Annotated in this window: 22 protein-coding genes; 18 read left to right on the top strand and 4 right to left on the bottom strand. The window is 42.3% G+C overall.

Annotation, left to right across the window (positions count from 1 at the left end):
* Window positions 1-80: 80 nt before the first annotated feature.
* Entirely contained in the window at window positions 81-2507 is a 2427-nt protein-coding gene (locus tag N4597_RS01005; RefSeq protein ID WP_260904205.1) for a Xaa-Pro dipeptidyl-peptidase, read from the bottom strand.
* A gap of 151 nt (window positions 2508-2658) precedes the next feature.
* Here N4597_RS01005 and N4597_RS01010 point away from each other — a divergent pair, with 151 nt between their 5' ends.
* Window positions 2659-4278 carry a peptide ABC transporter substrate-binding protein gene (locus tag N4597_RS01010; RefSeq protein ID WP_056976664.1) on the top strand — a complete coding sequence of 540 codons (1620 nt, stop codon included), beginning with the start codon at window positions 2659-2661 and terminating at the stop codon, window positions 4276-4278.
* 240 nt (window positions 4279-4518) lie between these two features.
* Complete coding sequence (locus tag N4597_RS01015; protein ID WP_089145155.1) at window positions 4519-5694, top strand: cation:proton antiporter; 1176 nt, start codon at window positions 4519-4521, stop codon at window positions 5692-5694.
* Between the two features lie 40 nt (window positions 5695-5734).
* On the opposite strand, the gene N4597_RS01020 is transcribed toward N4597_RS01015, so the two are convergent.
* Window positions 5735-7129 (bottom strand): APC family permease, encoded by a 1395-nt coding sequence (locus N4597_RS01020; RefSeq protein ID WP_050611291.1) that lies wholly within the window; start codon window positions 7127-7129, stop codon window positions 5735-5737.
* Window positions 7130-7307: 178 nt separating this feature from the next.
* Between N4597_RS01020 and N4597_RS01025 the strand changes: the two genes are divergently transcribed.
* The 7 genes from N4597_RS01025 to N4597_RS01055 all read left to right on the top strand — a co-directional run bounded on the left by N4597_RS01025 (window position 7308) and on the right by N4597_RS01055 (window position 12282).
* Window positions 7308-7745, top strand: coding sequence for a Fur family transcriptional regulator (locus N4597_RS01025; RefSeq protein ID WP_089145156.1), 438 nt, complete (start codon window positions 7308-7310; stop codon window positions 7743-7745).
* Between the two features lie 80 nt (window positions 7746-7825).
* On the top strand, window positions 7826-8299 hold the full coding sequence (locus N4597_RS01030) for a hypothetical protein (protein ID WP_260904209.1): 474 nt from the start codon (window positions 7826-7828) through the stop codon (window positions 8297-8299).
* A gap of 17 nt (window positions 8300-8316) precedes the next feature.
* Window positions 8317-9198 (top strand): DUF6681 family protein, encoded by an 882-nt coding sequence (locus N4597_RS01035; RefSeq protein ID WP_191996953.1) that lies wholly within the window; start codon window positions 8317-8319, stop codon window positions 9196-9198.
* Window positions 9199-9395: 197 nt separating this feature from the next.
* Window positions 9396-10136: an amino acid ABC transporter ATP-binding protein gene (locus N4597_RS01040; RefSeq protein ID WP_050611547.1), complete on the top strand. Its 741-nt coding sequence runs from the start codon at window positions 9396-9398 to the stop codon at window positions 10134-10136.
* A 44-nt stretch (window positions 10137-10180) separates the two neighbouring features.
* On the top strand, window positions 10181-10981 hold the full coding sequence (locus N4597_RS01045; protein WP_204784232.1) for a transporter substrate-binding domain-containing protein: 801 nt from the start codon (window positions 10181-10183) through the stop codon (window positions 10979-10981).
* Window positions 10978-11616, top strand: a complete 639-nt coding sequence (locus N4597_RS01050) for an amino acid ABC transporter permease (RefSeq protein ID WP_056976659.1) — start codon at window positions 10978-10980, stop codon at window positions 11614-11616. The genes N4597_RS01045 and N4597_RS01050 overlap by 4 nt, the downstream gene beginning before the upstream one ends.
* Before the next feature lie 12 nt (window positions 11617-11628).
* Window positions 11629-12282 (top strand): amino acid ABC transporter permease, encoded by a 654-nt coding sequence (locus N4597_RS01055; RefSeq protein WP_050611287.1) that lies wholly within the window; start codon window positions 11629-11631, stop codon window positions 12280-12282.
* Window positions 12283-12373: 91 nt separating this feature from the next.
* Here N4597_RS01055 and N4597_RS01060 read toward each other — a convergent pair whose 3' ends face one another.
* Entirely contained in the window at window positions 12374-13690 is a 1317-nt protein-coding gene (locus tag N4597_RS01060; protein ID WP_056976658.1) for an APC family permease, read from the bottom strand.
* A 225-nt stretch (window positions 13691-13915) separates the two neighbouring features.
* On the opposite strand from N4597_RS01060, the gene N4597_RS01065 reads away from it, so the two are divergent.
* Window positions 13916-14323 carry a GNAT family N-acetyltransferase gene (locus N4597_RS01065; protein WP_167588821.1) on the top strand — a complete coding sequence of 136 codons (408 nt, stop codon included), beginning with the start codon at window positions 13916-13918 and terminating at the stop codon, window positions 14321-14323.
* A gap of 46 nt (window positions 14324-14369) precedes the next feature.
* On the opposite strand, the gene hflX is transcribed toward N4597_RS01065, so the two are convergent.
* Window positions 14370-15626 carry a GTPase HflX gene (gene hflX / locus N4597_RS01070; RefSeq protein ID WP_260904211.1) on the bottom strand — a complete coding sequence of 419 codons (1257 nt, stop codon included), beginning with the start codon at window positions 15624-15626 and terminating at the stop codon, window positions 14370-14372.
* Between the two features lie 346 nt (window positions 15627-15972).
* Between hflX and N4597_RS01075 the strand changes: the two genes are divergently transcribed.
* The 8 genes from N4597_RS01075 (at window position 15973) to N4597_RS01110 (ending at window position 25262) form a co-directional block, all read left to right on the top strand.
* On the top strand, window positions 15973-17598 hold the full coding sequence (locus N4597_RS01075; RefSeq protein WP_167588819.1) for a peptide ABC transporter substrate-binding protein: 1626 nt from the start codon (window positions 15973-15975) through the stop codon (window positions 17596-17598).
* A 147-nt stretch (window positions 17599-17745) separates the two neighbouring features.
* Window positions 17746-18675 (top strand): oligopeptide ABC transporter permease, encoded by a 930-nt coding sequence (opp3b, locus tag N4597_RS01080; protein ID WP_094131175.1) that lies wholly within the window; start codon window positions 17746-17748, stop codon window positions 18673-18675.
* 3 nt (window positions 18676-18678) lie between these two features.
* Window positions 18679-19704 (top strand): ABC transporter permease, encoded by a 1026-nt coding sequence (locus tag N4597_RS01085; RefSeq protein WP_050611281.1) that lies wholly within the window; start codon window positions 18679-18681, stop codon window positions 19702-19704.
* An 8-nt stretch (window positions 19705-19712) separates the two neighbouring features.
* Window positions 19713-20756, top strand: a complete 1044-nt coding sequence (locus N4597_RS01090; RefSeq protein ID WP_050611280.1) for an ABC transporter ATP-binding protein — start codon at window positions 19713-19715, stop codon at window positions 20754-20756.
* 22 nt (window positions 20757-20778) lie between these two features.
* On the top strand, window positions 20779-21735 hold the full coding sequence (locus tag N4597_RS01095) for an ABC transporter ATP-binding protein (RefSeq protein WP_050611279.1): 957 nt from the start codon (window positions 20779-20781) through the stop codon (window positions 21733-21735).
* A gap of 212 nt (window positions 21736-21947) precedes the next feature.
* The gene (locus tag N4597_RS01100; RefSeq protein ID WP_089145165.1) at window positions 21948-22637 is read left to right on the top strand and encodes a response regulator transcription factor; all 690 of its coding nucleotides are present in this window, start codon (window positions 21948-21950) and stop codon (window positions 22635-22637) included.
* Window positions 22638-22650: 13 nt separating this feature from the next.
* Window positions 22651-23808: a sensor histidine kinase gene (locus N4597_RS01105; RefSeq protein WP_260904221.1), complete on the top strand. Its 1158-nt coding sequence runs from the start codon at window positions 22651-22653 to the stop codon at window positions 23806-23808.
* Between the two features lie 122 nt (window positions 23809-23930).
* Window positions 23931-25262, top strand: a complete 1332-nt coding sequence (locus N4597_RS01110) for a serine hydrolase (RefSeq protein WP_167588817.1) — start codon at window positions 23931-23933, stop codon at window positions 25260-25262.
* Window positions 25263-25495 lie beyond the last annotated feature (233 nt).

Genomic DNA, 25495 nt, shown 5'->3' on the forward strand with positions numbered 1-25495 from the left:
TTTATTGCACCTGTAGTTTATGCAGAACTAAAAAGGCCGAAGATGACGTTTTAAGTAACGTTATCTTCGACCATTTTTAGTTAGTCAGCAATCCTGCTGGCATCAAAGTCTAAACGACAAGCGGCTAAGTCTAAGCTGTAGTTAAGCTCTTCGTTAGCATGGACAGTCATTTCCATGTCGCTACTGTAAACAATTAAGCCTAGTTTATGACCCGCTGGTAGTTTATAAAACATTGGCTGCAAGACCACATTCAAATCGTAGAAGGTATCAGGCTTCAGTTCATCATTTTGCCAAAGGCTGGTCCGGTTTTGGAGGTTGATGTGGCCCTTGGTAATTAGTTGGTAAGGGCTAGCCTTTTTTAACTTAAATTCAACCAGGTTATCTTCCCGGAAACGATAGCCGGCATTTAAGCCCTTGCTTAAAAGTAAATCCGAGGTCTTGCCTAAACGTTTGGCTTGACCGTAGTCGACGAGCATAAAGCTTAATAACCCGTGGTCTTGGCTAGCTGCAACCCTAAGTTTTAAGCGGGGAGTCCCTTGTAGGTAAAGAGCGGTAGTTAACGGTTGACTCTCGAATAGAAGGGAGCTAGTTGTTAGCGGGGCCTTCCTAGCTAGGAGGTCGGCTTGCCATTGCTGGTAATTTTGACTGTAGCGCTTGAAAGCCTCGGCTGGTAGGTGGTCAGTAAAACTAGCTGGACCAGCGGCCGGATTAGGCTTAGCGACTAGTTGGTCTTGATCAAAGTGCAAGCTATGAAGCTCGGTTTCAGCGCCATCCCAATCAGCAAATTGATGCCAAGTTCCTTCTAACGTATTATCTTGCACTAAAACATCCGGCAAGATTTCTGGAGCCTGGTTATCCAGGCCGTAGAGTTTATGGCTCAACCACAGGTTCATCATATCTGAGAAATCCAAAGATTGGAAATTATTGATATAAATGTGTTGGCCCTGGTGTAAGATGAGTTTGCGCTTGAGCTTGAGGTTTTCAGTTTGTTTGTAGAGGTTAAAGACGTTTCTGAGCTTAACGTTCCAGTCATTTAGACCGTGAACCATGACGATGTCGCACTTAATATTGTGCAAATCCTTGAGGTAATTACGGGCATCCCAAAAGCGGTTATAGTTTCCCGAGGTCCGGTCTTGGTCGACTGTTACCTGCTTGAGGTCAGCTTCAAATTTGTCCTTGATTTGTAGGTAATCGGCTGCCTCTTTTTTCCGGCTAAAACATTCGGCAATTAAAACGTCGGCATCTTCGCCAGGAAAGCCCCCGGGAGCGACTACTAGCCCACCATCACGATAATAGTCATACCAATTGGAAATAGCGGCTTCGGAAATAATGGTCTTAAGTCCAGGGGTCCCGCTAGTAGCTGCTGCAGTCGCAAGTGTTCCCAAGTAGGATTTACCGGTCATTGCTACCGCGCCATTACACCACCAGGCTTTAATTTCGATATTATCGGTTTTATTAGTGAAGGCCTTACGACTTCCGGCGAGCCACTCGATAACAGCAACCGTTGAGGCTGTTTCTGCCGGAGACCCGCAGGTTCTTAGGCCATCTGACCCCTTAGTGCCAATTCCAGCGGCGTAAACGGCAGCGAAGCCTCGAGCGAGCATGTAATCATTAAATGTGTATGATAGCTCACGCTCCAAGCTTTCCTCTGCAAATTGGGCATGGCCAGCAACCGGTCTTTTTTCGATTGGCCCAACTTCAGGAGCCTGGTAGGCAATCTCTTCATAGCTAGTGTTTGTGACCGGCTTGGTAGCTAGCTTAACGTCGACCTTATGGGTTAGCTTTTTACCAAGCTGGTCGTTAGTTCCCTGGTTATAGGGACTAGCTGTGTATAAAGCGGGCACCTTCAAGCCGTTGTTAGTATCTAGTGGCCGGATGATTTCAACTTTAAGTAAGTCTGCGTGGCCGTCATGGTCACTGTCGAGGTCCGATTCGACGTAAACGACTTCGGAAATGAGCTTACTGGTATCAAAAATAGGCAGGGATTTACCGTTGAAAAAGAGGGGCTTTTGTGTGGCAGCTAATTCATAAAACGGGGTGAAGTAGCCGGCACTAGCCAGGTTATCTAAGAGGGTACGCCCATTTTTACCAACGGTTTCTAGCAAATCATACCAAGCCAGTAGCAAGTCTTCCTTGCTATTAATAGTAGGGTGGTAAGCGAGGTTTAGCCGTTTTAAAGCTGCAAAAACGTCCGCTAAGTCAAAGTCTTCATCGACTTCAAAGCCTAGCAATTGTAAGGCCACCGCGTAGAAACTTGCGGCGTTAACGGTATTAGTGGTGGTATATTCTAGGACCGTTTGGTATTCGTTAGCTAACAGACTATTAAGCCGGGCCTTCTTCGCGCTTTGACTGTGGGCTAAGGGCGATGCTTGGGCCAAGAAGTGGAGCCATAAGGCATTAGGGGTAATTTTATTAAGCTCTACCCCAGTTAAAAAGCGAATAGTTTGAAGCTCTTTTAAAGCTTGGGGGTAAGAAACGGTTACTTTTCCAAATTGATTAAAACGCATAAACAACCCTCCGTAAGATTAATTAGCATTATTATACCACTTACAACTAAAAAATTTCTTGGGGTAGACGAGGGTTATTGCGTGCAATTCCAGAAAAAATAACTTACAATTAGTAGGTAAATTTAGCAAAGATAAGAGAGGGGTTAATGTTATGATTAAGAAAGGGTGGCTAGCCTTAGTTAGTACGGCTTTAGTGGGGACACTTTTTTTGGCCGCTTGCGGTCAGACAAAAAGCCAACAGGCTAGTAATAAGCAAGAATTAAACGTTGCGACCACGGCGGAAATGGCTACGTTAAACACCGTGAAGTATAGCGATACTTCTAGTCTAGAAGCCTTACAAAATACCTTTGAAGGTTTGTATCGCTTCAACACTAAGAGTAAGCCAGTCTTAGCCGGGGCCCAAAGTGTCAAGGTTAGTGCAGATAAGAAAACTTATACATTTACTTTAAGAAAAGATGCCAAGTGGTCTAATGGTGATCCGGTTGTGGCTAGCGACTATGTTTACGCTTGGCGCAACATGGTTGATCCTAAGCAAGCTTCCCCTAACTCCCAACGCTTTTTACCAATTAAAAATGGCTTGAAAACAGCTACTGGTGAGTTACCGGTTGACCAATTGGGGGTTAAGGCACTTAGCAAGTACCAACTGGAAGTTCAATTAGAAGCTCCTATCTCATATTTACCAGAATTACTAACCGGGGCGCCATTTTATCCGCAAGACCAAAAATTTGTTGAAAAAACCGGTTCTGCTTACGGAACTAGCGCGGCTAAGACCGTCTTTAATGGTCCCTTTGTCGTAAAGAACTGGACGGGAACAAACCTCAAGTGGAATTATGTCAAGAATAAGGATTACTGGGATAAAAAGGCGGTTAGCTTGAAGCAAGTCAACGTGCAAGTGGTTAAAGATACTTCAACGGCAGCCAAGCTTTACCAAACCGGTAAGCTCGACTACACCGCTTTAAGCACTGATTATATTAGACAATACAAGAGCACCCCGGGTTATCACACTAAGAGTATTCCTTTAATTGGTTACATGGCCTTTAACGTTCACCGGCCAGATACCGCCAACGTTCACTTTAGAAAGGCGATTGCACAGGCTTACGATAAGCAGTTATTGGTGAAAAAGGTGCTTCACGCTGGTTCACCATTAAACGGAATTGTGCCAGCTAACTTTGCCTTTAATAGCCAAACGGACACGGATTACCGCAAAGATGCCGGTGACATGTTAACCTACAATCTAAAGGCGGCGCGCAAGCAGTGGGCCTTAGCTAAAAAGGAACTGGGTAAGGATAAGTTAAGCGTTGAAATTTTAACCTCAGATACGACCGAGTCTAAGCAAGTCGGCGAATACCTCCAAAGCCAGTTGGAGGCTAACCTCAAAGGCTTAACCGTGACGGTTAGATCTATTCCGCTTAAGTCCCGCTTACAGGCCACAACTAACTATGACTTCGATATCGTCTACGGAACTTGGCAACCGGATTACGCCGACCCAGTTAACTTCATCAGCGACGGGGGTCAATACCATTTAGATGATGATTACCATAATGCCAACTACAGAAACTTGTTGAACCAAGCGGCCACTACCTATGCGACCGATACCAACAAACGGTGGGCAACGTTAATCAAGGCTGAAAAGCAGTTAATTAAAGATGATGCCTTTACCGCACCGGTTTACCAAGGGGCAATGGCTTACCTATTGAAAGACAAGGTTCACGGGTTAAATATCTCACCATACGGGACGATGCTCTTCTATCGCGACGTAACCATTAAATAATAATTAATTGCAAAGAAGTTAAGCTACTCATTAGGAGCTTGACTTCTTTTTAGTAGCAGAAGTTAATTATTAAATTTTTCTAAAGCTGAAATTAATTGCTACTTTCTTTGCGTATATTAAATATGAAGAGGGACGGTTAGAGCCTAGGTAGCAAAAAATTGGCCTAGGCTAGGGCTTTTTTGTATAATTAAAGGGAAAGTTTTTTTATGTATGTAAATTGAAAGGAAGGATGAAGAAAATATGGCATATTTAGGGACCCTAAGTTTAATTTTAATCACGACAGCATTAGCCGGCCAGCTCTGTCGTAGGTTTGGGATCCCCGCCGTCATTGGACAATTATTAGTCGGGATTATCTTAGGTCCAGCTGTCTTAGGCTTAATCAAAACCAATGATTTTGTAGAAATTTTTGCAGAGATTGGGGTAATTATCTTAATGTTTATGGCGGGGTTGGAAAGTGACCTCGGTTTATTGAAAAAATATGTTAAACCCGCGACGTCGGTAGCCGTGATGGGCGTGATTGTTCCGGTAATCTTAGTTTATGGTTTCGGGCGCTTGTTTGAGTTTAACAACGAAGAGGCTATCTTTTTAGGTGTAACCTTTGCGGCGACTTCCGTTAGCATCTCGGTCGAAGTGCTTAAGGAGCTTCACAAGTTGGACTCGAAAGAAGGAACAACTATCCTAGGGGCGGCGGTAATCGACGATATTTTAGCCGTGCTTATCCTAGGTGCTTTAGTCAGTGTCTTCAGCGATGTGGCTCAAGCTGAAGGGGGCCACGTTCAAACCAATCTTTGGGCGGGGTTAATCTACCAAGTGCTCTTCTTTGGGGTAATTTACCTACTCTTCAAGTGGATTGCGCCCCTCTTGATTAAGTTAGCCGAGAAGATGACTATCCCCTCTGCTGTCATTTTGGTTTCATTGGTAATCTGCTTAGGCATGGCCTACTTAGCAGAAATGGTTGGTTTAAGTGGAATTGTCGGTTCCTTCTTTGCGGGGGTGGCTGTTGCCCAAACCCCAGCTAAAAACGAGATTGATGAAAATATTGAACCGATTGGTTATGCGGTCTTTATTCCCGTCTTCTTCATTAGCATTGGCTTAAACATGACCTTTAAAGGCTTCTTTGATGATTTAGTCTTTATCATCGGCCTAACTATTTTGGCCTTGCTAACCAAGTGGGTAGGGTGTGGTTTAGGTGCAAAGTTACTCGGGATGGACTTTTCATCCGGAAATATTATCGGCTCGGGGATGGTTTCGCGCGGAGAAATGGCATTAATTATCGCTCAAGTCGGTTATGAGGCCCACCTTTTGAGTAGCAAATACTATTCAGGCGTGATTATCGTAATCATCTTAACGACGGTGATTGCACCCTTTATGCTTAAAGGGGCAATTAACCGCCAACGTAAATTGGAAGCCAACTAAAAAATAACGACTTTCTCATAAGTGGGAAAGTCGTTATTTTTTAGTCCTTATTTAAGAGACTGTGTTTAATTCCGTAAGTAAAGTAAATTACCGCCCCGATTGCAAACCAGATAAGGGAAGCAATCCATGTTTCTAGTGAAAGTTGGCTTAACATGAAGAGGCATAAGAACACGGAAATCAAAGGCAAGACTGGATAAAATGGTACCTTATAGCCACCCTCGTTAGGGATGTCAGTCCGCTTTCTTAAAGGAATGACCCCTAATGAAACGAAGGTGAAGGCGATTAAAGTCCCAATATTAACCAGGTTGATTAACTGTGTTAGGGAAACAAAGCCCCCCATCAAAGCCACGATGATGACGACCACCGTCATACTGTGTTCAGGGGTATGAGTTTTTTCATTAACTTGCCCTAAGAACTTAGGTAACAAGCCATCGCGTCCAATTGAGTAGATTAAACGGGATGATGAAAAAATCATGGAAAACATCATGGTAAACATCCCGGCTAAAGCCCCTAAGGAAATGATTCCGGCTACCCAGTTTTGGTTAACTACGTTTAAGGCAAAGGCAACAGGATCACCGACATCTAGCTTAGTGTAAGATACCATTCCGGTTAAGACCATGGACACCAGGATATAAAGGACGGTACAAATAATTAGGGTTCCTAAAATCCCGCGGGGCATATTTTTCTTAGGTTCCTTAACTTCGGCAGCAGAAGCAGCAACTACGTCAAAACCAAGGTAGGCAAAGAAGACTAAGGAAGCCCCCTTGAAAATCCCGCTAGCACCGAAAGGCATAAATGGTGACCAGTTGGCTGGCTTAACGTAAAAGACCCCGACTAGTAAGAAGAGGACGATGACCGCAATCTTAACTAAAACCATGATATTGTTAAGCCTAATGGACGAACGAACCCCGCGGCTGGAAATAAAGGCAATAAACAAAATGATTAAAATAGCAACAAGGTTAACGTAGGTTCCATTAGCTGGATCAAAGTTGGCTGTTAATGCTTTAGGCATGTGAATGCCAAAGCCTGCTAACAGTGAATTGAAATAGGCGGCCCAACTAGTAGATACAGCCGCCACGGCTAACATATATTCCAAAATTAAAGCCCAACCTAAAAACCAGCCGACAACTTCACCGAAAATGATATTTCCAAATGAATAAGCACTCCCAGCAATTGGCAAGGCAGATGAAAATTCAGCGTAACACATCGCTACGGTAGAACAGACTAAAGCTGCCAAGACAAAGGAGAGCATGATGGCTGGCCCACTATGGACGGCGGCTACTGTCCCGGGCAGGATAAAAATCCCCGTCCCGATAACGGCCCCAATTCCCATCCCAATCAAGTCGCGGGCGTTAAGGGTTTTGACTAATTTTTTATCTTTGTCGAGATAGCGTGATAAACTTTCTTTTTGAAAAATCCGCTCTCTAATCCCCATGATTTTTCCTCCTTAGATATATTAATAGGATAGACTTATCTTACTTAAGTTAAGATTAGATGTCAATGAGAAATGTGATTTTTTTTACAATATTAACTTAAGATTAAGGTGGTCGCAATTGGAAACGGTCTATGTTAAAATTTTGTAAGAGTAATAATTACTGTTTAGAGGTGAGTTTATGTTAGATGAAGCCCTATACCTATTGAAGTCCCACAACTATAAAGTGACTAAACAAAGAAAGAGTCTACTTGAATGTCTTTATAATAAGTGTCGCCACCATTACGTTGACGTAGTCGAGATTGATGCTGAGTTACGCAAGCTTTACCCGGGAATGAGCCACAATACCATCTACCGTAACATGCGCGAGTTTGCTCAAATCGGCATCATTGAAATGAAAACTAAGGCTAGCGGTGCTTGTGTTAAGTATCAGTGTGATTTTAGCAATTTGCACCACCATCATTTCATCTGTCGAAAGTGCGGGCTAGTTAAGGAGGTACAAATGTGCCCAATGACAGTCTTTGAAAGTCAGTTGCCGGGCTGTCAAATAGAGGAGCACCGCTTTGAGCTTCACGGTTTGTGCGCTGACTGTGCTAACAAGCAGGCTAAGAATTCGTAAATTATTAATGAATAAGCTAGCTATCTAGGTTTTTTTGACGTACAATTAGCTAGAAATCAGTTAGAAACGAGGGAATTTTAATGGCATATCGTACTGCACCTTTCATAACACCATTTGCAATTATGTCAGCCGTTTTAGCTTTAGGTGCAACTAACGTGGCTGTTAACACAGTTACACATACTTCGGAAGGAAAGGTTCGTAGTTCTGCGGTTAGTAGTGTTAGCCAAGCAAGCAGTTCAATGGTTTCTGAAAAATCTAAGCCGGAAGACGAACGCGCAAGTAAGTCTAGTATGACCTCCAGTGAGGAGCAGTTGCGGTCAAGTAGTAGCAAAACGACTACTTCCCAGGCCGATGATGACACGCCAACAACGACTGATGATGACGCAGCTAGTTCCAGCGCAGACAAGGTCAGCTCTTCTTCAAGTACAGCTAAGGCTAGTTCTTCAAGCCAGGCCACTGACCAAACTGCTAGTTCCAATCAAACTACGGACACGACTAACACCAATGACGGTGGGACGACGACTAATGATAATACAACTACCAATAATCAATAAGTTAGGGGGAAAATAGAGTGGTTAGTATTTTAAGCATGATTAACAGTTACCTATCTTATATCAACTTAAATGTTAAAATTAAAAATCAAGTCTATACGACCTTAGCGACGATTGGGAATTTTTATTTACTCTATGTTTCTTACCGTTTCTTTGTAAATGGCTTTATTGTGCGGGGCTTATTATTTATCTTAGCCTTTTTGCTAATAGCTTACTTCGCCTACCTGAATATCTTGTATTACTTTACAAAGGACAAAAAGTCACGGTATGATATTTCACCATGGATCGAGAAGACATTCCATCTAACACCTAAGGATCCCCTAACTGAGGCTGCTAAAAAGAAGGCCAGCCAAGTTGGTTTTGTCCAAACGAATGGGATTTTTAAAAATGAGGATTTCCTCCCAGCCGAAGTGAAGTTTGATACGCAAGCTAAGGAAAATCTAGAAAAATTGGTTAAGTCCTTAGTGCAAGTTGGTTATTTAAGCCTGGATTATGATGGTCAAAGTGACGAGGTACTCTTTAAATTAGCCAAGCAAGGCCAAGCTCAACGAGCACTCGGCCAGCCTAAGGCCTTACCTTACTTTGAATTAGTGGCTAGCGAAAAGAAGCTGCTAATCTATGGGGGGCTAAATCAGATGGAGAAAATGGTCTTAGGAGAAATAACCACCGTAGGTTTAATGCCAGCCTTAGAGGCTTATAAGACTTACCACCTCTACTTAGCGACGGCGATGATTACTGGGGGGCCAGTAAAAGTAGCTGGTCGGGTTGATGTGATTGAAAAGGTGGAACCATACCGCTTAGAGATTCAAGTGGCTTATAGAAAGCGAAGCCAAGCTCAGTCTAAGAGTTCGGTGAGTGTATCTGCCCAAGCGACCCCGACCTACAGACGGCGGCGTCATTAAAAACAAGTAATATCTTTTAACATCGGGTTGGTTTTAGCCCGCGCAAATTCCTTGCGCGGGCTTTTTTGATGGCTAAAAATAAACAACTTGCGTGATAAAACATTACATTAAATTATAAAAAGTCCTTGCTAAAATTAGAATTAGAAATTATACTTAAAAAGTAACTTAATTTTAATTTAAAGAAAGCAGGGATGAAGATGGCAATGATTGAATTTAGTCATGTTGACAAATACTATGGCAAATTCCAGGCGTTAAAGGATATTAACTTGGAGATTTCCCAGGGCGAAGTTGTCGTTATTATCGGACCTTCTGGTTCGGGTAAAAGTACTTTGATTAGGACAATCAACGGGTTAGAGGAAATCGAGTCTGGTCGCCTAGTTGTCAATGGCCTTAACCTTGCTGATAAGAAGACTAATCTAAATGAATTACGGCGTAACGTGGGGATGGTCTTTCAGCACTTTAACCTTTATGCCAATAAGACCGTGTTGGAAAACATTATGTTGGCCCCAAGATTGGTGCTTAAGCGGGATGAAGCAGAAAATAAGCGCCTAGCGATGGAGCTGTTAGAAACGGTTGGTTTGGCTGAAAAGGCAAATTCATATCCCCGGCAGTTATCTGGGGGCCAAAAACAACGGGTGGCTATTGCCCGTTCGTTGGCTATGAAACCAAAGGTGCTCTTATTTGACGAACCCACTTCAGCCTTAGACCCCGAAATGATTGATGATGTGTTAAATGTTATGCAAGAGATTGCCAAGAAAGGTGATATGACCATGGTGGTTGTCACGCACGAAATGGGCTTTGCCCGGGAAGTGGCAGACCGAGTGATTTTCTTTGATCAAGGGCAAGTCGTTGAAGATGATAGTACTGAAGATTTCTTTAAGCATCCTAAAGAAGAACGGGCACGGCAATTCTTGAGTAAGATCATTACCCATAAGTAAGCGGGGTGAGCAAATTGAGAGTTAATTTTAAAAAGCTAGCTTTAATGGCGGCAGGGTTGGTCTGTCTGTTTGCAACCAGTGCCTGTTCCAAAAGTAGCCAAAAGAACCTTTACCAAGCGGATCAACAGACCAAAACGATTACGTGGGGAATAAAGAGTGATACCAGGTTATTTGGTTTGATGAACATTAAGAACGGTAAGTCTGAAGGGTTTGATATTGACTTAGCTAAGGCTTTAACTAAGAAGATCTACGGTCAAGAGGCCCAAGCTAAATTTGAGACCACTACCATCACCACGAAGATTCCGTTATTAAAAAATGGCAACATCGATGCGGTAATCGCAGCGATGACAATCACACCGGAAAGACAGAAATACGTTGATTTTTCTAAGCCTTACTTTAACGCCGGGCAATCCTTATTGGTTAAGGAAGGTAGCCCGGTAAAAAGTATTGCGGATCTCAACCAAAAAGGCCGGGTGGTCTTAGCGGTTAAAGGCTCTGTTGCGGTTGCAAACGTTAAGAAGTACGCTCCTAAGGCCAAAGTATTAGAGTATGACGATTACGGCCAAACGTTTACCGCCCTAAAATCCGGGCAAGGTGACGCCATGACTACCGATAACGGGATTTTATACGGAATTGCTAAGGAAAACCCTGGTTACGCGGTGGTAGGTGGCACCTTTACCAATGAACCTTATGGAATTGCGGTTAATAAGGGCCAAAAGCAGTTGCTTGCGGCAATCAATAAAGCCTTGAGCGAATTGAAGGCTGATGGAACCTATGACCGCATTGCCACCAAGTGGTTTGGCGACGTGGCTGGTTTTGATTTGAAGGGGGCCAAAGGAGAATGATAACTTTATTTTTAGATAATTGGCAAACTTATTTGACCGGCTTTGGCAACACCATTTTGGCCAGCATAATAGCGTTAGTCTTTAGTTTAATAATCGGCTCGGCGTTTGCGATTATGGAACTGTTGCCAAGTCGGCTGTTACGAGTAATAGCCCATATATACATTGAAGTTTTTAGAAATATTCCGCTCTTAGTAGTGGCAATGTTCTTTTACATTGTGGTTCCCCAATATGTGGTCAAGTTAGATGGCTTTACGGCAGGGACAATCGGGTTAACCTTATATACGTCTTCTTTTATTGCGGAAACTGTTCGCGCCGGGATTTTAGCGGTTGACCCAGGGCAAATGGAAGGGGCAAGAGCCAACGGCTTAACTTACTGGCAAGCTATGAGATACATTGTTTTGCCCCAAGCCTATAAGATTGTGATCCCACCATTAGGAAACCAATTCATTAATTTGATTAAAAATTCGTCTGTCTTAGCCTTTTTAGCCGGCTTTGACTTAATGTATCAAGCGCAAACGGTGGCTTCAGCGACCTTTAAAACATTCTCGGCTTACTTTATCGTCGGTTTCTTTTACCTGGTTTTGACCTTGCCGTTAAGCTACTACATGCGCTACCTAGAAAAGAAATTGGCTTAAGGGGGGATTTTGATGACATTACTAGCACATGCTTATTCGGCTGAAAATATTAACTTTTTATTCCAAGGATTGTGGGTAACAATCAAAGTCTCACTAATTTCGATTATCTTAAGCTTTATTTTTGGCCTAATTTTCGGGATTATTCGGTACGTTCAGTTTCCTTACTTGTCAAAGATCGTTGGCTTTATAATTGATATTATTAGAAATCTACCCCTGTTGTTGATTTTCTTTTTTACCTACTTTGGAGTACCAGAGTTGGGTTTGCGGGTAAATCCGGTGTCTGCTTCAATTATGGCCCTAGTGATTTTTGAATCGATGATGCTGGCTGAAATTGTGAGAAGTGGGATTTTGGCAGTTGACCCCGGCCAAATGGAAGGAGCCCGGGCCAACGGCTTAACTTATTGGCAGGCAATGCAGCACATTATCTTGCCGCAGGCCTTAACTAAGATGATTCCGCCGCTAGTATCCCAGTTTATTTCCTTAATTAAGGATACTTCCTTGGCGACGATTATCGTCTTACCGGACCTGCTCTACCATGCCCAAATTATTTACAGTCAAAATACGACTTATATGTTACCGATGTACTTGATGATTGCAATCATGTACTTTGTAGTGTGTTACCTCTTATCGTTAGTAGCGCGCTATTTAGAAAAAAGGTTGGCCTAATTTAGGCCTGTCTAAAAGTATAATAACCAAGCCCTAGGTGAAGCTAACTGCTTTATCTAGGGCTTGGTTATTTATTAGACGTTCTTATGGATTATTTTTTACACTTAATCAGGTAGACGGGAATACCTAAAGCGACAAAGAAAATAGAGGCTAACACCCCCGTTAAGTCGGAATTTAGTTCACTTACTAAGACAAAGACTCCGCCTAAAATAGCGACAATCGGGGTGAAGGGATAAAGGGGGACCCGGAAAGGACTAGCTGTCTTTAGGCGCCGTAATTTGAAGAGACCAAAGAAGGCCAGGACGTAGAATAAGTAAATTGTAAAAATACATAATTCCGATAGGCGGTCGGCATCGACGGTTACGGCCATAAGAGCAGCGATTGAGCAGACGGTTAAGGTCGCTACCATCGGTGTGCGCATCCTTTTATTAAGGTAAGCTAACTGCTTAGAAAACGGTAGCTCGTCATTTTTAGCCATGGCGTACATAATCCGGGGGAAAGTCATCACCTTACCGTTAATACAACCGGCAATGGAGATGATGATTCCGATATTAAGTAACTTGCCACCGACTTGTCCAAAGGCGATGGTTGCAAAGTGGGCGGCGGCTTGGTCACCTAGCCTGTGAATGAGACTGGCTGGTACTACCCGGAAGATACCGGCGGTAACTAGCATATAGATGATTAAGACCAGCCCAATTCCAAAGACGATAGCTTTAGGCAACAGTTTTTGGGGATTTTTAATCTCGCCCCCCATATTGGCGATTAAGACCCAGCCGTCATAGGCGAAGAGGGTGGCAAGAATCGCCATCCCAAAACCGTTGAAACTGACGGAGCCACTGGTAGTGGCTACCTGGTTAAAAGCGTTGGCTTTACCAAATAGCAGCCCGAAGATGATAATCGCTGCGATTGGCAAGAGTTTACCTATGGTAGTGATTACCTGAAAGGCTGCCCCATAACGGTTAGAGAGCAAGTTAAAGGCTGCAATTAAAGCAATCACAATGACCGCCAAGAGGGGCGTACTTGTCTTGGGAAGGTCAAAGAAGGCCACTAGAAGTGTTGCTAAGTAGGAGCCTAAGGCCGCAATTAAGGTAGGACCGTAGACGATAATTTGCATCCACCCAGCTAAAAAGCCCCAGAATTTGCCATAAATCTTTTCTAGGTAAACGTACAGTCCGCCTGTATGGGGCATCTGAGAACCAATCTCGGCAATCGTTAAGCCAGAAGCCATGGTAATTAGGCCGCCGACTAACCAGGCGACTAAAGCGAGGTTGGTTGAATGAGCGTAGTCTAAAACCGCCGCTTGTTTGAAAAAGATTCCCGAACCAATAACGGTCCCGATAACTAAGGAGAGGGAGGAGATTAGTCCTAAAGAACGGTTGAGACCAATCTGCTCTTCTGATTGTTTCATTTTAAGTTCCTGCTTTCTATAGTTTTTTGAATAAGAATTTAAAAATTGCTTAAGGTTAATTTTAATTGAAATTACAAGCTATGCAAGTTTTTTTAAGAAAAAATGAGTAAATTTGCATAAAAATGCGGATAAATTCTTGAAAAAGATAATTTTTTACAATATAATTAAAATGTCTTTTTATAATTTTTTTCTAATTTTATTTTTATGTAGATGGGGGATGAAAGCATGGACATTGTGGTTAATCCGAAAATCAATAAGTCGGAACTCAGTCGTTTCTTTACCGAAATGGAGCAGCAAGCTGATGCCGAGGAAGTGGCGAGTTTTAAAAAAGGGTTAAAGAAATCTTATGTAATAGCCGCTTATGAGGATAAAAAGCTAATTGGTTTTGTCAAAGCCGTTAGCGACTACGCAACGCTAGTATACATTCAAGATTTACTAGTGTTACCAAGTTATCAACATTTGCGCGTTAATAAAACCCTCATGCACCACTTATTGAACTACTTTGGAACAATTGAACAGGTAGTAGTTTCTCCCCTAATCAAAGCGGATGCCAAGTTTTACCGCCAATTGGGCTTTAGTGCTGGAGTTGAACAGGGATTGGAGACATACTTCGTTGATCGAAGGGCGAGATAGTTAAAAAGCTAACAAAAAGCGGACCAGTTGCGTCCGCTTTTTACTTTTATTCACTTAAAAACTGTGCCAGTTGACCAGCTAATTTAGGCGCAACTTCTGCCTTAACTAAATAGCCTGTTTCTAGGTAGTCTTGCTTAGAGATGCTAGCTTGTTGATTAAGCAGGTCTAAATAGCGACCTTGATTATAAGGAATTAAGTAGGTGTGTTCTTCGTAGTCTTTGAATAACTCTTTTTTAATCAGTTCCACTAACAGTTCGATTGATTCGACTTGGCGGGCGCTGTAAGTGATTTGATTTCCTTCAGCCACTGGGTAGGTTAGCTGACTTTTGTCGGCCTTGTTATAGGCATAAATCATGGGGATGTCAGTCACACCGATTTCTTTTAGGGTAGCCTCAGTCGTGGCAATCATCTCTTTAGCATGTTCATCTGCCCCATCGATAACTTGAATCAACAAGTCGGCCTGAGCAGCTTCTTCCAAGGTAGCCCTAAAGGATTTGACTAACTGGTGGGGGAGTTTAGACACGAACCCGACGGTATCGCTAAGTAGGAATTCCTTCTTGTCATCTAAGCTAATTTTTCTAACAGCAGTATCTAAGGTGGCAAAGAGCATATCCTTTTCGAAGACCTGCTTAGATTGCTTGGCGCCAGTCAGAGCCAAAATCTGGTTCATGGTGGTAGACTTCCCTGCGTTGGTATAACCAACTAAAGCGACGGTTTTTAGTTGATTTTTTTGCCGCTGTTGCCGCTGGACTGCGTGATTTTTAGTGAGTTCTTTTAACTCCTTGCGCAAATTGCTTATGCGCTTTTGAATGACCCGGCGGTTTAACTCGAGCTTGGTTTCACCGGCCCCCCGGTTGGTATAACCACCACCCGCATTTCCGGCTGTTTGTTGGTCTAACTGGTCTTTTTTACCGGTCTGTAAACGCGGCAGTTGGTATTGGAGCTTGGCAATCTGGACCTGGAGTTTTGCTTCCTTGGTGCGGGCACGGGAAGCAAAGATTTCTAAAATAAGGGCGGTCCGGTCGAGAATGGTTAGGTTCGTGATAGTTTCTAAATTGCGGATTTGGGTAGGCGTGAGTTCATCGTTAACGACTAGTAACTGGGCGTCATAAATCTCACTAGCGGTTTTAATTTCTTCCGCCTTACCTTTACCGAAGTAAGTGGCAGCTACAGGTTGTTCTAGCTTTTGCCGGATTTCTTTAACAACCGTTAAGTTATCGGCGCTGGCTAAAGCGGCTAATTCTTCCATGGTGTAATCGAAATTAGCCTGATTGTTTTCGATGCCTGCAATAATAGTGTTCATTAAAATTCACCTCGTAACTAGTATACCATTAACCAGCATAGTGAGGATTAGTAGCCAAAATGAAAGGAAGGACAGGTTTTTTGAAATTAGATTGCAAAATAATGAGCAAATAACTCACATTTTGATGTTAGGAAGAATTAAATTGCTTGCAATGTGAGCCTTTTAATTACTGAATTATTAAAAAAAACCGGGGTTAAAAATACCTGAAAAAGGCTAAATATGGGCTTTCTGTGTAAAAATTATGAAGAAAATTAAAAAATATACTTGTATTTAATAGCATTATCATATAGAATTAAGTTAATCGTTATGTAAAAATATATATGTTTTGTTAAAGGAGTTGTTAGAAATGAAGCTTTCAAAGATTGTTAAGCTCGGTGCAGTTGCTGCATTGTCAGCTACTTTCTTAGTAGCCTGTGGCCAAAAGAGCTCATCATCTAGCTCGCAACAAGTCTTAAATTGGGATGAGACTGCTGAGCTACCAACCATGGACTTATCTACAGCTACAGACGTTGTTAGTTTTGATACTTTGAATAACACGATGGAAGGTCTCTATCGTTTAGGCAAGGATTCTAAGTTGGAACCTGGTTTGGCAACTAAGACAGAGGTTTCCAAAGACGGTTTGACTTATACGTTCACATTACGCAAGGATTCTAAGTGGTCAAACGGAGACAAGGTAACAGCCAATGACTTCGTTTATTCATGGCAAAGAACCGTTGATCCTAAGACAGCTTCACAATATGCTTACCTCTTCTCAGGGATTAAGAACGCCGATGACATTATGAATGGTAAGGCCGACGTATCTACTTTAGGGGTAAAGGCCGATGGTGACTACAAGTTAGTCGTAACCTTAGATAAGAAGATTCCATACTTCAAGTTATTGATGGGTTTCCCAACCTTCTTCCCTCAAGACAAGGCAGTGGTTGAAAAGTACGGTAGCAAGTATGGGACCCAATCTAAGTACATGGTTTACAATGGTCCATTTAAGTTAACTGGCTGGACTGGTTCTGACCTTAACTGGACTTTAGCTAAGAACAATGATTACTGGGATAAGAAGGATGTTAAGTTAGCTAAGATTAACTTCAGTGTTAACAAGTCTAACACCACTTCATACAACTTGTACCAATCTGGTAAGTTAGATGCAACTCCACTTTCTTCACAACAAGCAAAACAATTGAAGGGTAAGGAAGGTTACACTATCCGCCGGGCAGCTTCTACCTTCTACCTCCAATTCAACCAAGACAAAGATCCATACTTCAAGAATGCTAAGATTCGCGAAGCAATCTCACTTGTAATTAACCGTAAGCAATTCGTTGATAAGGTTTTAGGGGACGGTTCAACTGTTGCTAAGGGCTTAGTTTCACCAGGACTTGCAACTTACAATGGTAAGGACTTCTCAGACCAAGCTTACACAGCCGCTGCAGTTAGCTACAACGTTGCTAAGGCTAAGAAACTTTGGGCTGAAGGTTTGAAAGAACTTGGGGTATCAGAATTATCCTTCTCAGTGATGAGTGATGATTCAGATAAGGCTAAGCAATCAACTGAATTCTTGCAAAGTGCAATTGAATCTAACTTGAAGGGTGCTAAGGTAACTGCAACTAACGTTCCATTCAAGACTCGGCTTGCTCGCTCAGAAAGTGGCGACTTTGACATCGTTCTTTCTGCTTGGGGGGCTGACTTCTCAGATCCAATTTCATTCTTGGAATTGTTCACATCCGATAACCCACAAAACGATGGGGCTTGGAAGAACGCCGAATTTGACAAGTTAATTGAAGCTGCTGGGAATGAAGATGCTGGTAACACAGGCAAACGTTGGAATGATATGGTTGACGCTGAAAAGATTTTGATGAATGACGTCGGAATTTCACCAATCTACCACCAAGCAACAGCATGGATGGTTAACCCTAAAGTTAAGGGCATCGTTTACAATTCAGCTGGTGCTAACTACAACTTCAAAGAAGCATATATTAAATAAGACATAGATTCTTATAATCAGTGGGGGATTGACTAATTTGTAATAGAATTGTCAATTCCCTATTCTGATTATTAGCAATGATTTTAAATAAATTTATACGGGGCTTTCTCTGAGAGAAAAAATTCCGAGAAATGAGAGGAATAATTTATGCGTAAATACCTTTTAAAAAGGGTGTTCTACATGCTGCTAACCCTCTTTTTAGTAGCAACCATTACCTTCTTTTTAATGAAGTTAATGCCAGGGACGCCATATTCTAACCAAGAAAAAATGACGGCGGCACAAATTCAAATCATGAACGAACAGTACGGTTTGAATAAGCCGGTTTGGCAACAATATTTAATTTATATTGCCGATATGCTCCATGGTGATTTGGGAACTTCCTTCCAATACAGTAACCAACCAGTTACCTACTTGATTTCTAGCCGGATTGGACCCTCTGCACAGCTAGGGTTACAGGCAATGATTTTTGGTTTGGTATTTGGGATTATTATTGGTTCTATCGCAGCCATCAACCACAATACTTGGATTGATACGACGGCTACAGTTGTTTCCATTATCGGTAAATCAGTACCTAACTTCGTTTTGGCCGTACTTTTACAATACTACATCGCCTTGAAGTTAGGCTGGTTCCCAATCGCCGACTGGGGTGGTTTTTCATACACCATCTTGCCGATGATTGCTTTGGGGGTAGGACCCCTAGCGGAAACGGCCCGGTTTATTCGAACCGGGATGGTCGATGTTTTGAACTCTGATTATATCGAACTTGCTCGGGCTAAAGGTTTAAGCAAGTTTGGGATTGTCTTCCACCACGCTTTACGTAATAGTTTGATTCCATTGGTTACTCTAATCGGACCATATACTGTTGCTTTGATGACAGGGTCAATGGTTATTGAAAATATCTTCTCAATTCCAGGGATTGGGGAACAATTCGTTAAGTCAATCTTGACTAATGACTACCCAACTATCATGGGGGTTACAATGTTATACTCCTTTGGGTTAGTGGTTATCATCTTGATTACAGACATTGTTTACGGTATCATCGATCCACGAATTCGCTTGACAGGAAATGGGGACTAGATTATGGAAGAAAAGATTAAATTAAGTCCAGACAGCTTTCAACCTTTACCTAAGGAAGAAGAACTGGATAATGAAAAAATTGCGGCGCCTTCACTAACCTTTACCCAGGATGCATGGCGGCGGTTAAAGAAGAATAAAGGGGCGGTAATCTCCCTGTTTATCATCTTGATTATGGTGATTATTGCTTTTGGGTCAACACCATTTATTGATAAGTCAACTTTGGTTAAGTCTGCTCCCCAATATGCTAACTTACCAGCCCGGGTACCTGGCTTAGACTTTATCAATGGTTTAAATGGTAAGCTTAAAGTGGGTGGTCAATGGGTTGACCAATATGCCCAAAATGGTGCGAGTGGTAAGTATTTCTACTTAGGGACTGACTACCTTGGTCGTTCTTTGGCCCAAAGAATTATTTACGGGACTAAGATTTCCTTAATCGTTGCGTTAGTGGCGACCTTCTTTGACCTAACTATCGGGGTTACCTACGGGATTATCTCCGGTTGGAAAGGTGGCCGGGTCGATAACGTTATGCAACGGATTATCGAAATTATCTCCTCTGTGCCTAACTTAGTAATTGTTGTTTTGATGCTCTTAGTTATGAAGCCAGGGATGACCTCAATCATCGCAGCGATTGCCATTTCTTCATGGACAACGATGGCGCGGATGATTCGGGCAGAAACGCTCCAGTTAAAGACGCAAGAGTATGTACTGGCTGCCCGGTCATTAGGGGAATCACCAATCAAGATTGCTTGGAAGCACTTGGTGCCAAACCTCTCAAGTATCATCATTATCCAAACGATGTATACTATTCCAACAGCTATCTTCTTCGAAGCCTTCTTAAGTTTCATTGGGATTGGGATTTCTGCACCGGAAACTTCATTAGGGGTATTGCTTAACGATGGGCAAAAGAACTTCCAGTTCTTACCATACCAAATGTGGTATCCTGCTATTGTATTATGTGTCTTGATGATTAGTTTTAACCTCTTAGGTGATGGTCTTCGTGATGCATTTGATCCAAAGACAAGAAAGTAGGCTGAATTATGGGTGAAAGAATTTTAGATGTTAAAAATTTAGAAATTGACTTCCACACATATGCTGGTGAGGTTAAGGCGATTCGTAATGTCAGCTTCCACCTTGATAAAGGTGAAACACTAGCAATTGTGGGGGAATCAGGGTCAGGTAAGTCAGTTACCACTAAGAGTTTAATGGGCTTATTGGCTAACAACGCTCGGGTTAAAGGGGGAGAAATCCTCTTTCACGGGACTGATTTATTAAAGAAAACTGAAAAAGAGATGCAAAGCGTTCGGGGCAAGGATATTGCCATGATTTTCCAAGATCCGATGACATCTCTAGATCCAACCATGAAAATTGGGATGCAAATTGCTGAACCATTAATCAAGCACAAGCACGTGGAAAAGAAGAAGGCGTTGGCACAAGCCTTAGAAATTCTTAAGTTAGTTGGGATTAAGGATGCTGAAAAGCGAATTAACGATTATCCGCACCAATTTTCCGGTGGGCAACGGCAAAGAATTGTGATTGCGATTGCTTTGGTTTGCTACCCAGAGATCTTGATTGCCGATGAACCAACGACGGCCTTGGACGTAACAATCCAAGCGCAAATCTTGGATTTGATGAAGGAATTGCAGGCTAAGATTGAAACCTCAATCATCTTCATTACCCACGATTTGGGGGTTGTTGCAGGAATGGCGGACCGGGTAGCGGTTATGTATGCCGGCCAAATTATCGAGTATGGGACCGTGGATGAAATTTTCTATAACCCACAACACCCATATACTTGGGGGTTACTAAACTCGATGCCAACCCTAGATTCTACTAAGCTAGAAGCAATTCCAGGGACCCCACCAGATCTATTGGATCCACCAAAGGGTGATGCCTTTGCGGCTAGAAATCCTTATGCTATGAAGATTGATGCGGAAAAACAACCACCATTCTTCAAAGTTTCTGAGACGCATTATGCTGCTACCTGGTTATTACACCCAGATGCACCAAAGATTACTCCTCCGGATGAAATTGTAAGACGGCGGAAGCTTTTTGCGGAAATGCAAGCCAAAAAGGTAGATTAGACCAAGGAAGGACGGAAACCACATGCCAGAAAAAGCTAAAAAAATTCTCGAAGTAAAGCACTTAAAACAATACTTCGGCGTGGGCAAGCCTGATATGGTCAAGGCTGTCGATGACGTAACCTTTGATATCTATGAAGGTGAAACCTTTGGGCTCGTAGGTGAATCAGGTTCAGGTAAGACGACTACAGGGCGCTCGATTATTCACCTTTACGATCCAACTGATGGCCAAATTATTTTCGATGGCAAGGATGTAAGTAAGTTGCATACTAAGGCTGACAAGCTGGCCTTTGCTCGGGAAATGCAGATGATTTTTCAAGATCCATATGCTTCTTTAAATCCCCGGATGACCATTGAAGATATTATTGCCGAAGGGTTAGACATTCACCATTTGGTTAAGAATAAGGAAGAACGACGGGCCCGGGTCGAAGAATTACTAGAAACGGTTGGGCTTAATAAGGACCACGCTAGTCGTTACCCACACGAATTTTCGGGTGGTCAGCGTCAAAGAATTGGGATTGCCCGAGCCTTAGCGGTTGAACCTAAGTTCATCATTGCCGATGAACCTATTTCAGCCTTGGACGTTTCTATCCAAGCCCAAGTGGTTAACTTGCTTAAGGACTTGCAAAAGGAACGGGGCTTAACTTACCTCTTTGTTGCTCACGACTTATCAATGGTTAAGTATATCTCTGATCGTATCGGGGTTATGCACTATGGGCGCTTACTTGAAGTTGGTCCAGCCGACGACGTATACTTCAAGCCCCTACATGATTACACAGCCAGCCTAATCTCAGCTGTGCCGGTGCCAGATCCTGAATTTGAACGTAATCGGAAGCAAATTGATTACGATCCTTCAATTGAAGAAGATAAGGAAGGCCGGCCACGTAAATTACACGAAATCACACCAAACCACTTTGTTCGTTGTGCTGAAGATGAAATTGAGATGTACAAGCAAAAGGCGGCTGCCTACGAACAAAAATAACTACTTACTAAGTGTGTTCTTTGGAGAAGCAAATTTCTTCAAAGAACACACTTTTTTAAGTTTTGCCTAAGAAAGTGTAACCTTTCTATGAAGAAAAAGAGACATTTTTGGAAAGGGTTACCTAAATGCTTGAATTTAAAACTTTCTTTAGGTACGATTGAATTGAGATTTGCTATAATCTAGGCAAGAGACCGATAAGGAGACATCGATATATGAAAATTTTAGTTGTTGACGATGATAAAGACATCGTTGAATTATTATCTATTTACATTAAAAATGAAGGTTATGAAGTTGAAAAAGCCTACAATGGTAAAGAGGCAATTACTAAATTAAATACTAATCCCGACATTGCCCTCATGATTTTAGACGTAATGATGCCACAAATGGATGGCTTGTCAGTTGTTAGGGAAGTTAGAAAGGATTCACAAATTCCAGTCTTGATGCTATCTGCCAAGACGGATGATTTGGACAAAATTCAAGGTTTAATCCAAGGGGCAGATGACTATGTAACTAAGCCATTTAACCCCTTAGAAGTGATGGCGCGAGTCCGGTCCTTATTACGCCGTTCCCAACACGAAGTTAAAAACGATGAGCCAGATCAAATTGAAGTTGGGCCGTTGATTATTAAGAAGGACTCGCACGAAGTGACGACCGTTAGCGGGAATTCAATCCAGCTAACCGCCCTTGAGTTTGGAATCTTGCACTTACTTGCTAGCCACCCTAACCGGGTCTTTTCAGCGGATGAAATCTTTGAGAGGGTTTGGCAACAAGAATCGGTTGTTTCTGCTAAGACCGTGATGGTACACGTGAGTCACTTGCGCGATAAGATTGAAGAAGCAACGGATGGTGAAAAGGTGATTCAAACCGTTTGGGGTGTTGGTTACAAGATTGAAGCCCGTTAAGAAGAGAGGTTAAATGGTGAAATCAGCAAAGTTTAAGCTAACAGGCCGCGAGAAGAGTGAACTTTTTGGTGAAGGAATTGTAACCATTATCCTGTTAATTTTGCTTAATATGTCGATTTATGTGATTTTAAGTCAACTGATTGCGACCAATCCGGGTTTGAAAAACGGGATTTTTCAAATTAAGATGTCCTTGAAATTTGGACCGAGTGACTTTCAAATTTGGAGTTGGGGCTGGCTATTTGTAGTCTTGATGGCAATTATTGACTGCTTCATCGTCTACTGGCGCTTGATGAGAAGGTACAGCCAAATGCAAGTCCGCCACATTATCGCGGAGCTACACTATATTGCGGCTGGCCACTTTGATCACCCGATTCCCTTTACCCTTAAGGGGCAGACCCAACGAATTGTTGCCAGTGTTAACGCCTTGGTTGATTCAACCATCAACTCGATGGAAGAAGAAAGACGGATTGAACGCTCTAAAGATGAATTAATTACTAACGTCAGCCATGACATTAGGACGCCGTTAACATCGATTATTGGTTATTTAGGCTTAATTGAAAATCGGCAGTACCATAATGAAGAAGAAATGCTGAAGTATACGCACACGGCCTACATTAAGGCTGTGCAAATGAAAGCTTTAGTAGACGACCTTTTTGAATATACTAAGGTTAGACAGACAGACCGGCCGTTAAACATCGTGAGTGTCGATATGGGGGCAATGCTTGAACAATTGGGGGCCTCCTTTGAACTCGAAGCTCAGAAAAAGGGGATGGTGATTCACTTAGATGAACCAACAAAACCACTGATGATTGAGGCTGACCCAGAGTTACTAGCCCGGGTTTTCAATAACTTGTTAACAAATGCCTTGAAGTACGGCAGTGACGGTAAAAATATTTTCATTAACTTGACCCAAATTTCTGAAACAGAGGCTGAAATCACCATTGCTAATGACGGCGCTAAGATTCCAACCGAGGCTTTAGGCCAGGTATTTGAACGCTTTTACCGGGTGGAAGAATCCCGCTCGCGCAAAACCGGGGGGACCGGGTTGGGCTTAGCGATTGCCCAGGGAATTATCGACTTGCATCATGGTAGCATTAACGTTACCTCTAACGATAAATTAACCTCATTTGTAATGCGGCTACCCCTCAAGCATCCAAAAGAAGAAAAGTAACCACAGTAAAGTCTATTTACAAGTTCTTAAGATTGTCTAATACGGCAATTAGGGCTTGAATGAATAGGCTTTTTTAGTTATGCTAATACATGAAATTATTAATTTGAGAGGGACCGAAAGTCATGGAATTTTTCAAAGGTTTGAAAAAAACATTAGTCGGTTTGCTAGCAGGTGTCACCTTGTTTGCAACAACCGCAGCAGGATTGGGTAACTTAACTACCGTTTCTGCAGCTTCACTACCAGCTAATAGCGACAGTTCGCTAAATTTGGATGCTAAGGCTGCCATTGCAGTCGATGCGACTACTGGGCAAGTAATGTATTCTAAGAATGCCCAAGAAGCCTTGCCAGTTGCTTCAATGTCAAAATTATTGACAACTTACTTAGTTTTAAAGGCCATTCATTCAGGGAAGTTATCTTGGAACGACAAGATTACTCCTGATGAAGCCTCACAAAAGGTTAGTCAAAACACGACCCTTTCCAACGTACCGTTAAAAGCAGATCACAGCTACACTGTTAAGTCATTATACGAAGCAATGTTAATCTATTCTGCTAACGGGGCCACAATGGCTTTGGCTTATAAGGTGGGCGGTTCCCATCAAAACTTCATCAACATGATGAGAAAGCAAGCTAAGGAATTCGGCATCAACGATGCTAGCATCTACACTGCTAATGGTTTAACTAATGGTGAAGTTGGCTCAGCTGCATATCCGGGTGCTACTAAAGACGATGAAAACAAGTTCTCCGCCCAAGATATGGCCATCATTGCCCAAAAGATTTTGACCGACTACCCAGAAGTTTTGCAAACAACTTCGATTACTAAAAAAGAATTTAACAACGGCACAGATAAGACCATGATGGAAAACTGGAACTGGATGTTAAAGGGCTTAGCTAAAGCTTACACAGCCTTACCAGTCGATGGTTTGAAGACCGGGACCTCTGATACAGCCGGGGCTTGCTTCGTTGCAACTGTTCACAAGGATGGGCACCGCATTATTACCGTCATCTTAGGTGCACCTCATTCCAGTGATACCGACCTATCACGGTTTGAACAAACACAAAAGTTAATGTCATATGTTTACAATGGCTTTACTTACAAGACCATCAAAGCCCAATCTGATTACAAGCAAACTTTACCAGTGCACAATGGGAAAGATTTAACTACTAAGGTTGTAACTGCCAAGGAAACCCACTTATGGGTTAAGAATACTGACACTGATGCTAAGGTAACTGCTAGTGTTAGCGGTAAGAAGAGCCTTTATGAAAAGGGTGGCTTGCAAGCTCCACTTAAGAAGGGCCAAACAGTGGGGACTTACAACTTGAAACTCAAGGGCCAAGAGCTTTACTTCCTAGATGGGACTAACGCGCTTAAGGTTCCTGCCCAAACTAAGGTAGCAGTTGATAAGGCTAACATCTTTGTGATTGGTTGGCGTGCTTTAACCGGCTTATTTAAATAACAGCTTTCTTTAACGACTGAGTCAATCTCCACTCAAACTAGGTGGAAATTGGCTCAGTTTTTTCTTTGTAAGCTGAAAATTTTCACACCAAATCAAACAAGGTACTAAGTTTTCTGAAAAATAAAACACATGTCGCAGTTTGTCCTTTGTATTTTTGAAAGCAAAAGAGTATATTATTCTATGTTAAAGTGAATTTTTGACGAAAAAATTATGAATAAGGGGGAAAAGCTTTT

Origin of the sequence: Ligilactobacillus agilis, from assembly GCF_025311475.1 — a bacterium.
Lineage (GTDB): Bacteria > Bacillota > Bacilli > Lactobacillales > Lactobacillaceae > Ligilactobacillus > Ligilactobacillus agilis.

Bases quoted from the DNA above. Each gene is read 5' to 3' on its own strand.
- N4597_RS01090 (WP_050611280.1), top strand. From the start codon at position 19,713: ATGGGTGAAAGAATTTTAGATGTTAAAAATTTAGAAATTGACTTCCAC.
- N4597_RS01030 (WP_260904209.1), top strand. From the start codon at position 7,826: ATGGCATATCGTACTGCACCTTTCATAACACCATTTGCAATTATGTCA.
- N4597_RS01005 (WP_260904205.1), bottom strand. From the start codon at position 2,507: ATGCGTTTTAATCAATTTGGAAAAGTAACCGTTTCTTACCCCCAAGCT.
- N4597_RS01095 (WP_050611279.1), top strand. From the start codon at position 20,779: ATGCCAGAAAAAGCTAAAAAAATTCTCGAAGTAAAGCACTTAAAACAA.
- opp3b (WP_094131175.1), top strand. From the start codon at position 17,746: ATGCGTAAATACCTTTTAAAAAGGGTGTTCTACATGCTGCTAACCCTC.
- N4597_RS01045 (WP_204784232.1), top strand. From the start codon at position 10,181: ATGGCGGCAGGGTTGGTCTGTCTGTTTGCAACCAGTGCCTGTTCCAAA.
- N4597_RS01105 (WP_260904221.1), top strand. From the start codon at position 22,651: ATGGTGAAATCAGCAAAGTTTAAGCTAACAGGCCGCGAGAAGAGTGAA.
- N4597_RS01015 (WP_089145155.1), top strand. From the start codon at position 4,519: ATGGCATATTTAGGGACCCTAAGTTTAATTTTAATCACGACAGCATTA.
- N4597_RS01020 (WP_050611291.1), bottom strand. From the start codon at position 7,129: ATGGGGATTAGAGAGCGGATTTTTCAAAAAGAAAGTTTATCACGCTAT.
- N4597_RS01065 (WP_167588821.1), top strand. From the start codon at position 13,916: ATGGACATTGTGGTTAATCCGAAAATCAATAAGTCGGAACTCAGTCGT.
- N4597_RS01075 (WP_167588819.1), top strand. From the start codon at position 15,973: ATGAAGCTTTCAAAGATTGTTAAGCTCGGTGCAGTTGCTGCATTGTCA.
- N4597_RS01060 (WP_056976658.1), bottom strand. From the start codon at position 13,690: ATGAAACAATCAGAAGAGCAGATTGGTCTCAACCGTTCTTTAGGACTA.
- hflX (WP_260904211.1), bottom strand. From the start codon at position 15,626: ATGAACACTATTATTGCAGGCATCGAAAACAATCAGGCTAATTTCGAT.
- N4597_RS01110 (WP_167588817.1), top strand. From the start codon at position 23,931: ATGGAATTTTTCAAAGGTTTGAAAAAAACATTAGTCGGTTTGCTAGCA.
- N4597_RS01025 (WP_089145156.1), top strand. From the start codon at position 7,308: ATGTTAGATGAAGCCCTATACCTATTGAAGTCCCACAACTATAAAGTG.
- N4597_RS01010 (WP_056976664.1), top strand. From the start codon at position 2,659: ATGATTAAGAAAGGGTGGCTAGCCTTAGTTAGTACGGCTTTAGTGGGG.
- N4597_RS01085 (WP_050611281.1), top strand. From the start codon at position 18,679: ATGGAAGAAAAGATTAAATTAAGTCCAGACAGCTTTCAACCTTTACCT.
- N4597_RS01055 (WP_050611287.1), top strand. From the start codon at position 11,629: ATGACATTACTAGCACATGCTTATTCGGCTGAAAATATTAACTTTTTA.
- N4597_RS01050 (WP_056976659.1), top strand. From the start codon at position 10,978: ATGATAACTTTATTTTTAGATAATTGGCAAACTTATTTGACCGGCTTT.
- N4597_RS01040 (WP_050611547.1), top strand. From the start codon at position 9,396: ATGGCAATGATTGAATTTAGTCATGTTGACAAATACTATGGCAAATTC.
- N4597_RS01100 (WP_089145165.1), top strand. From the start codon at position 21,948: ATGAAAATTTTAGTTGTTGACGATGATAAAGACATCGTTGAATTATTA.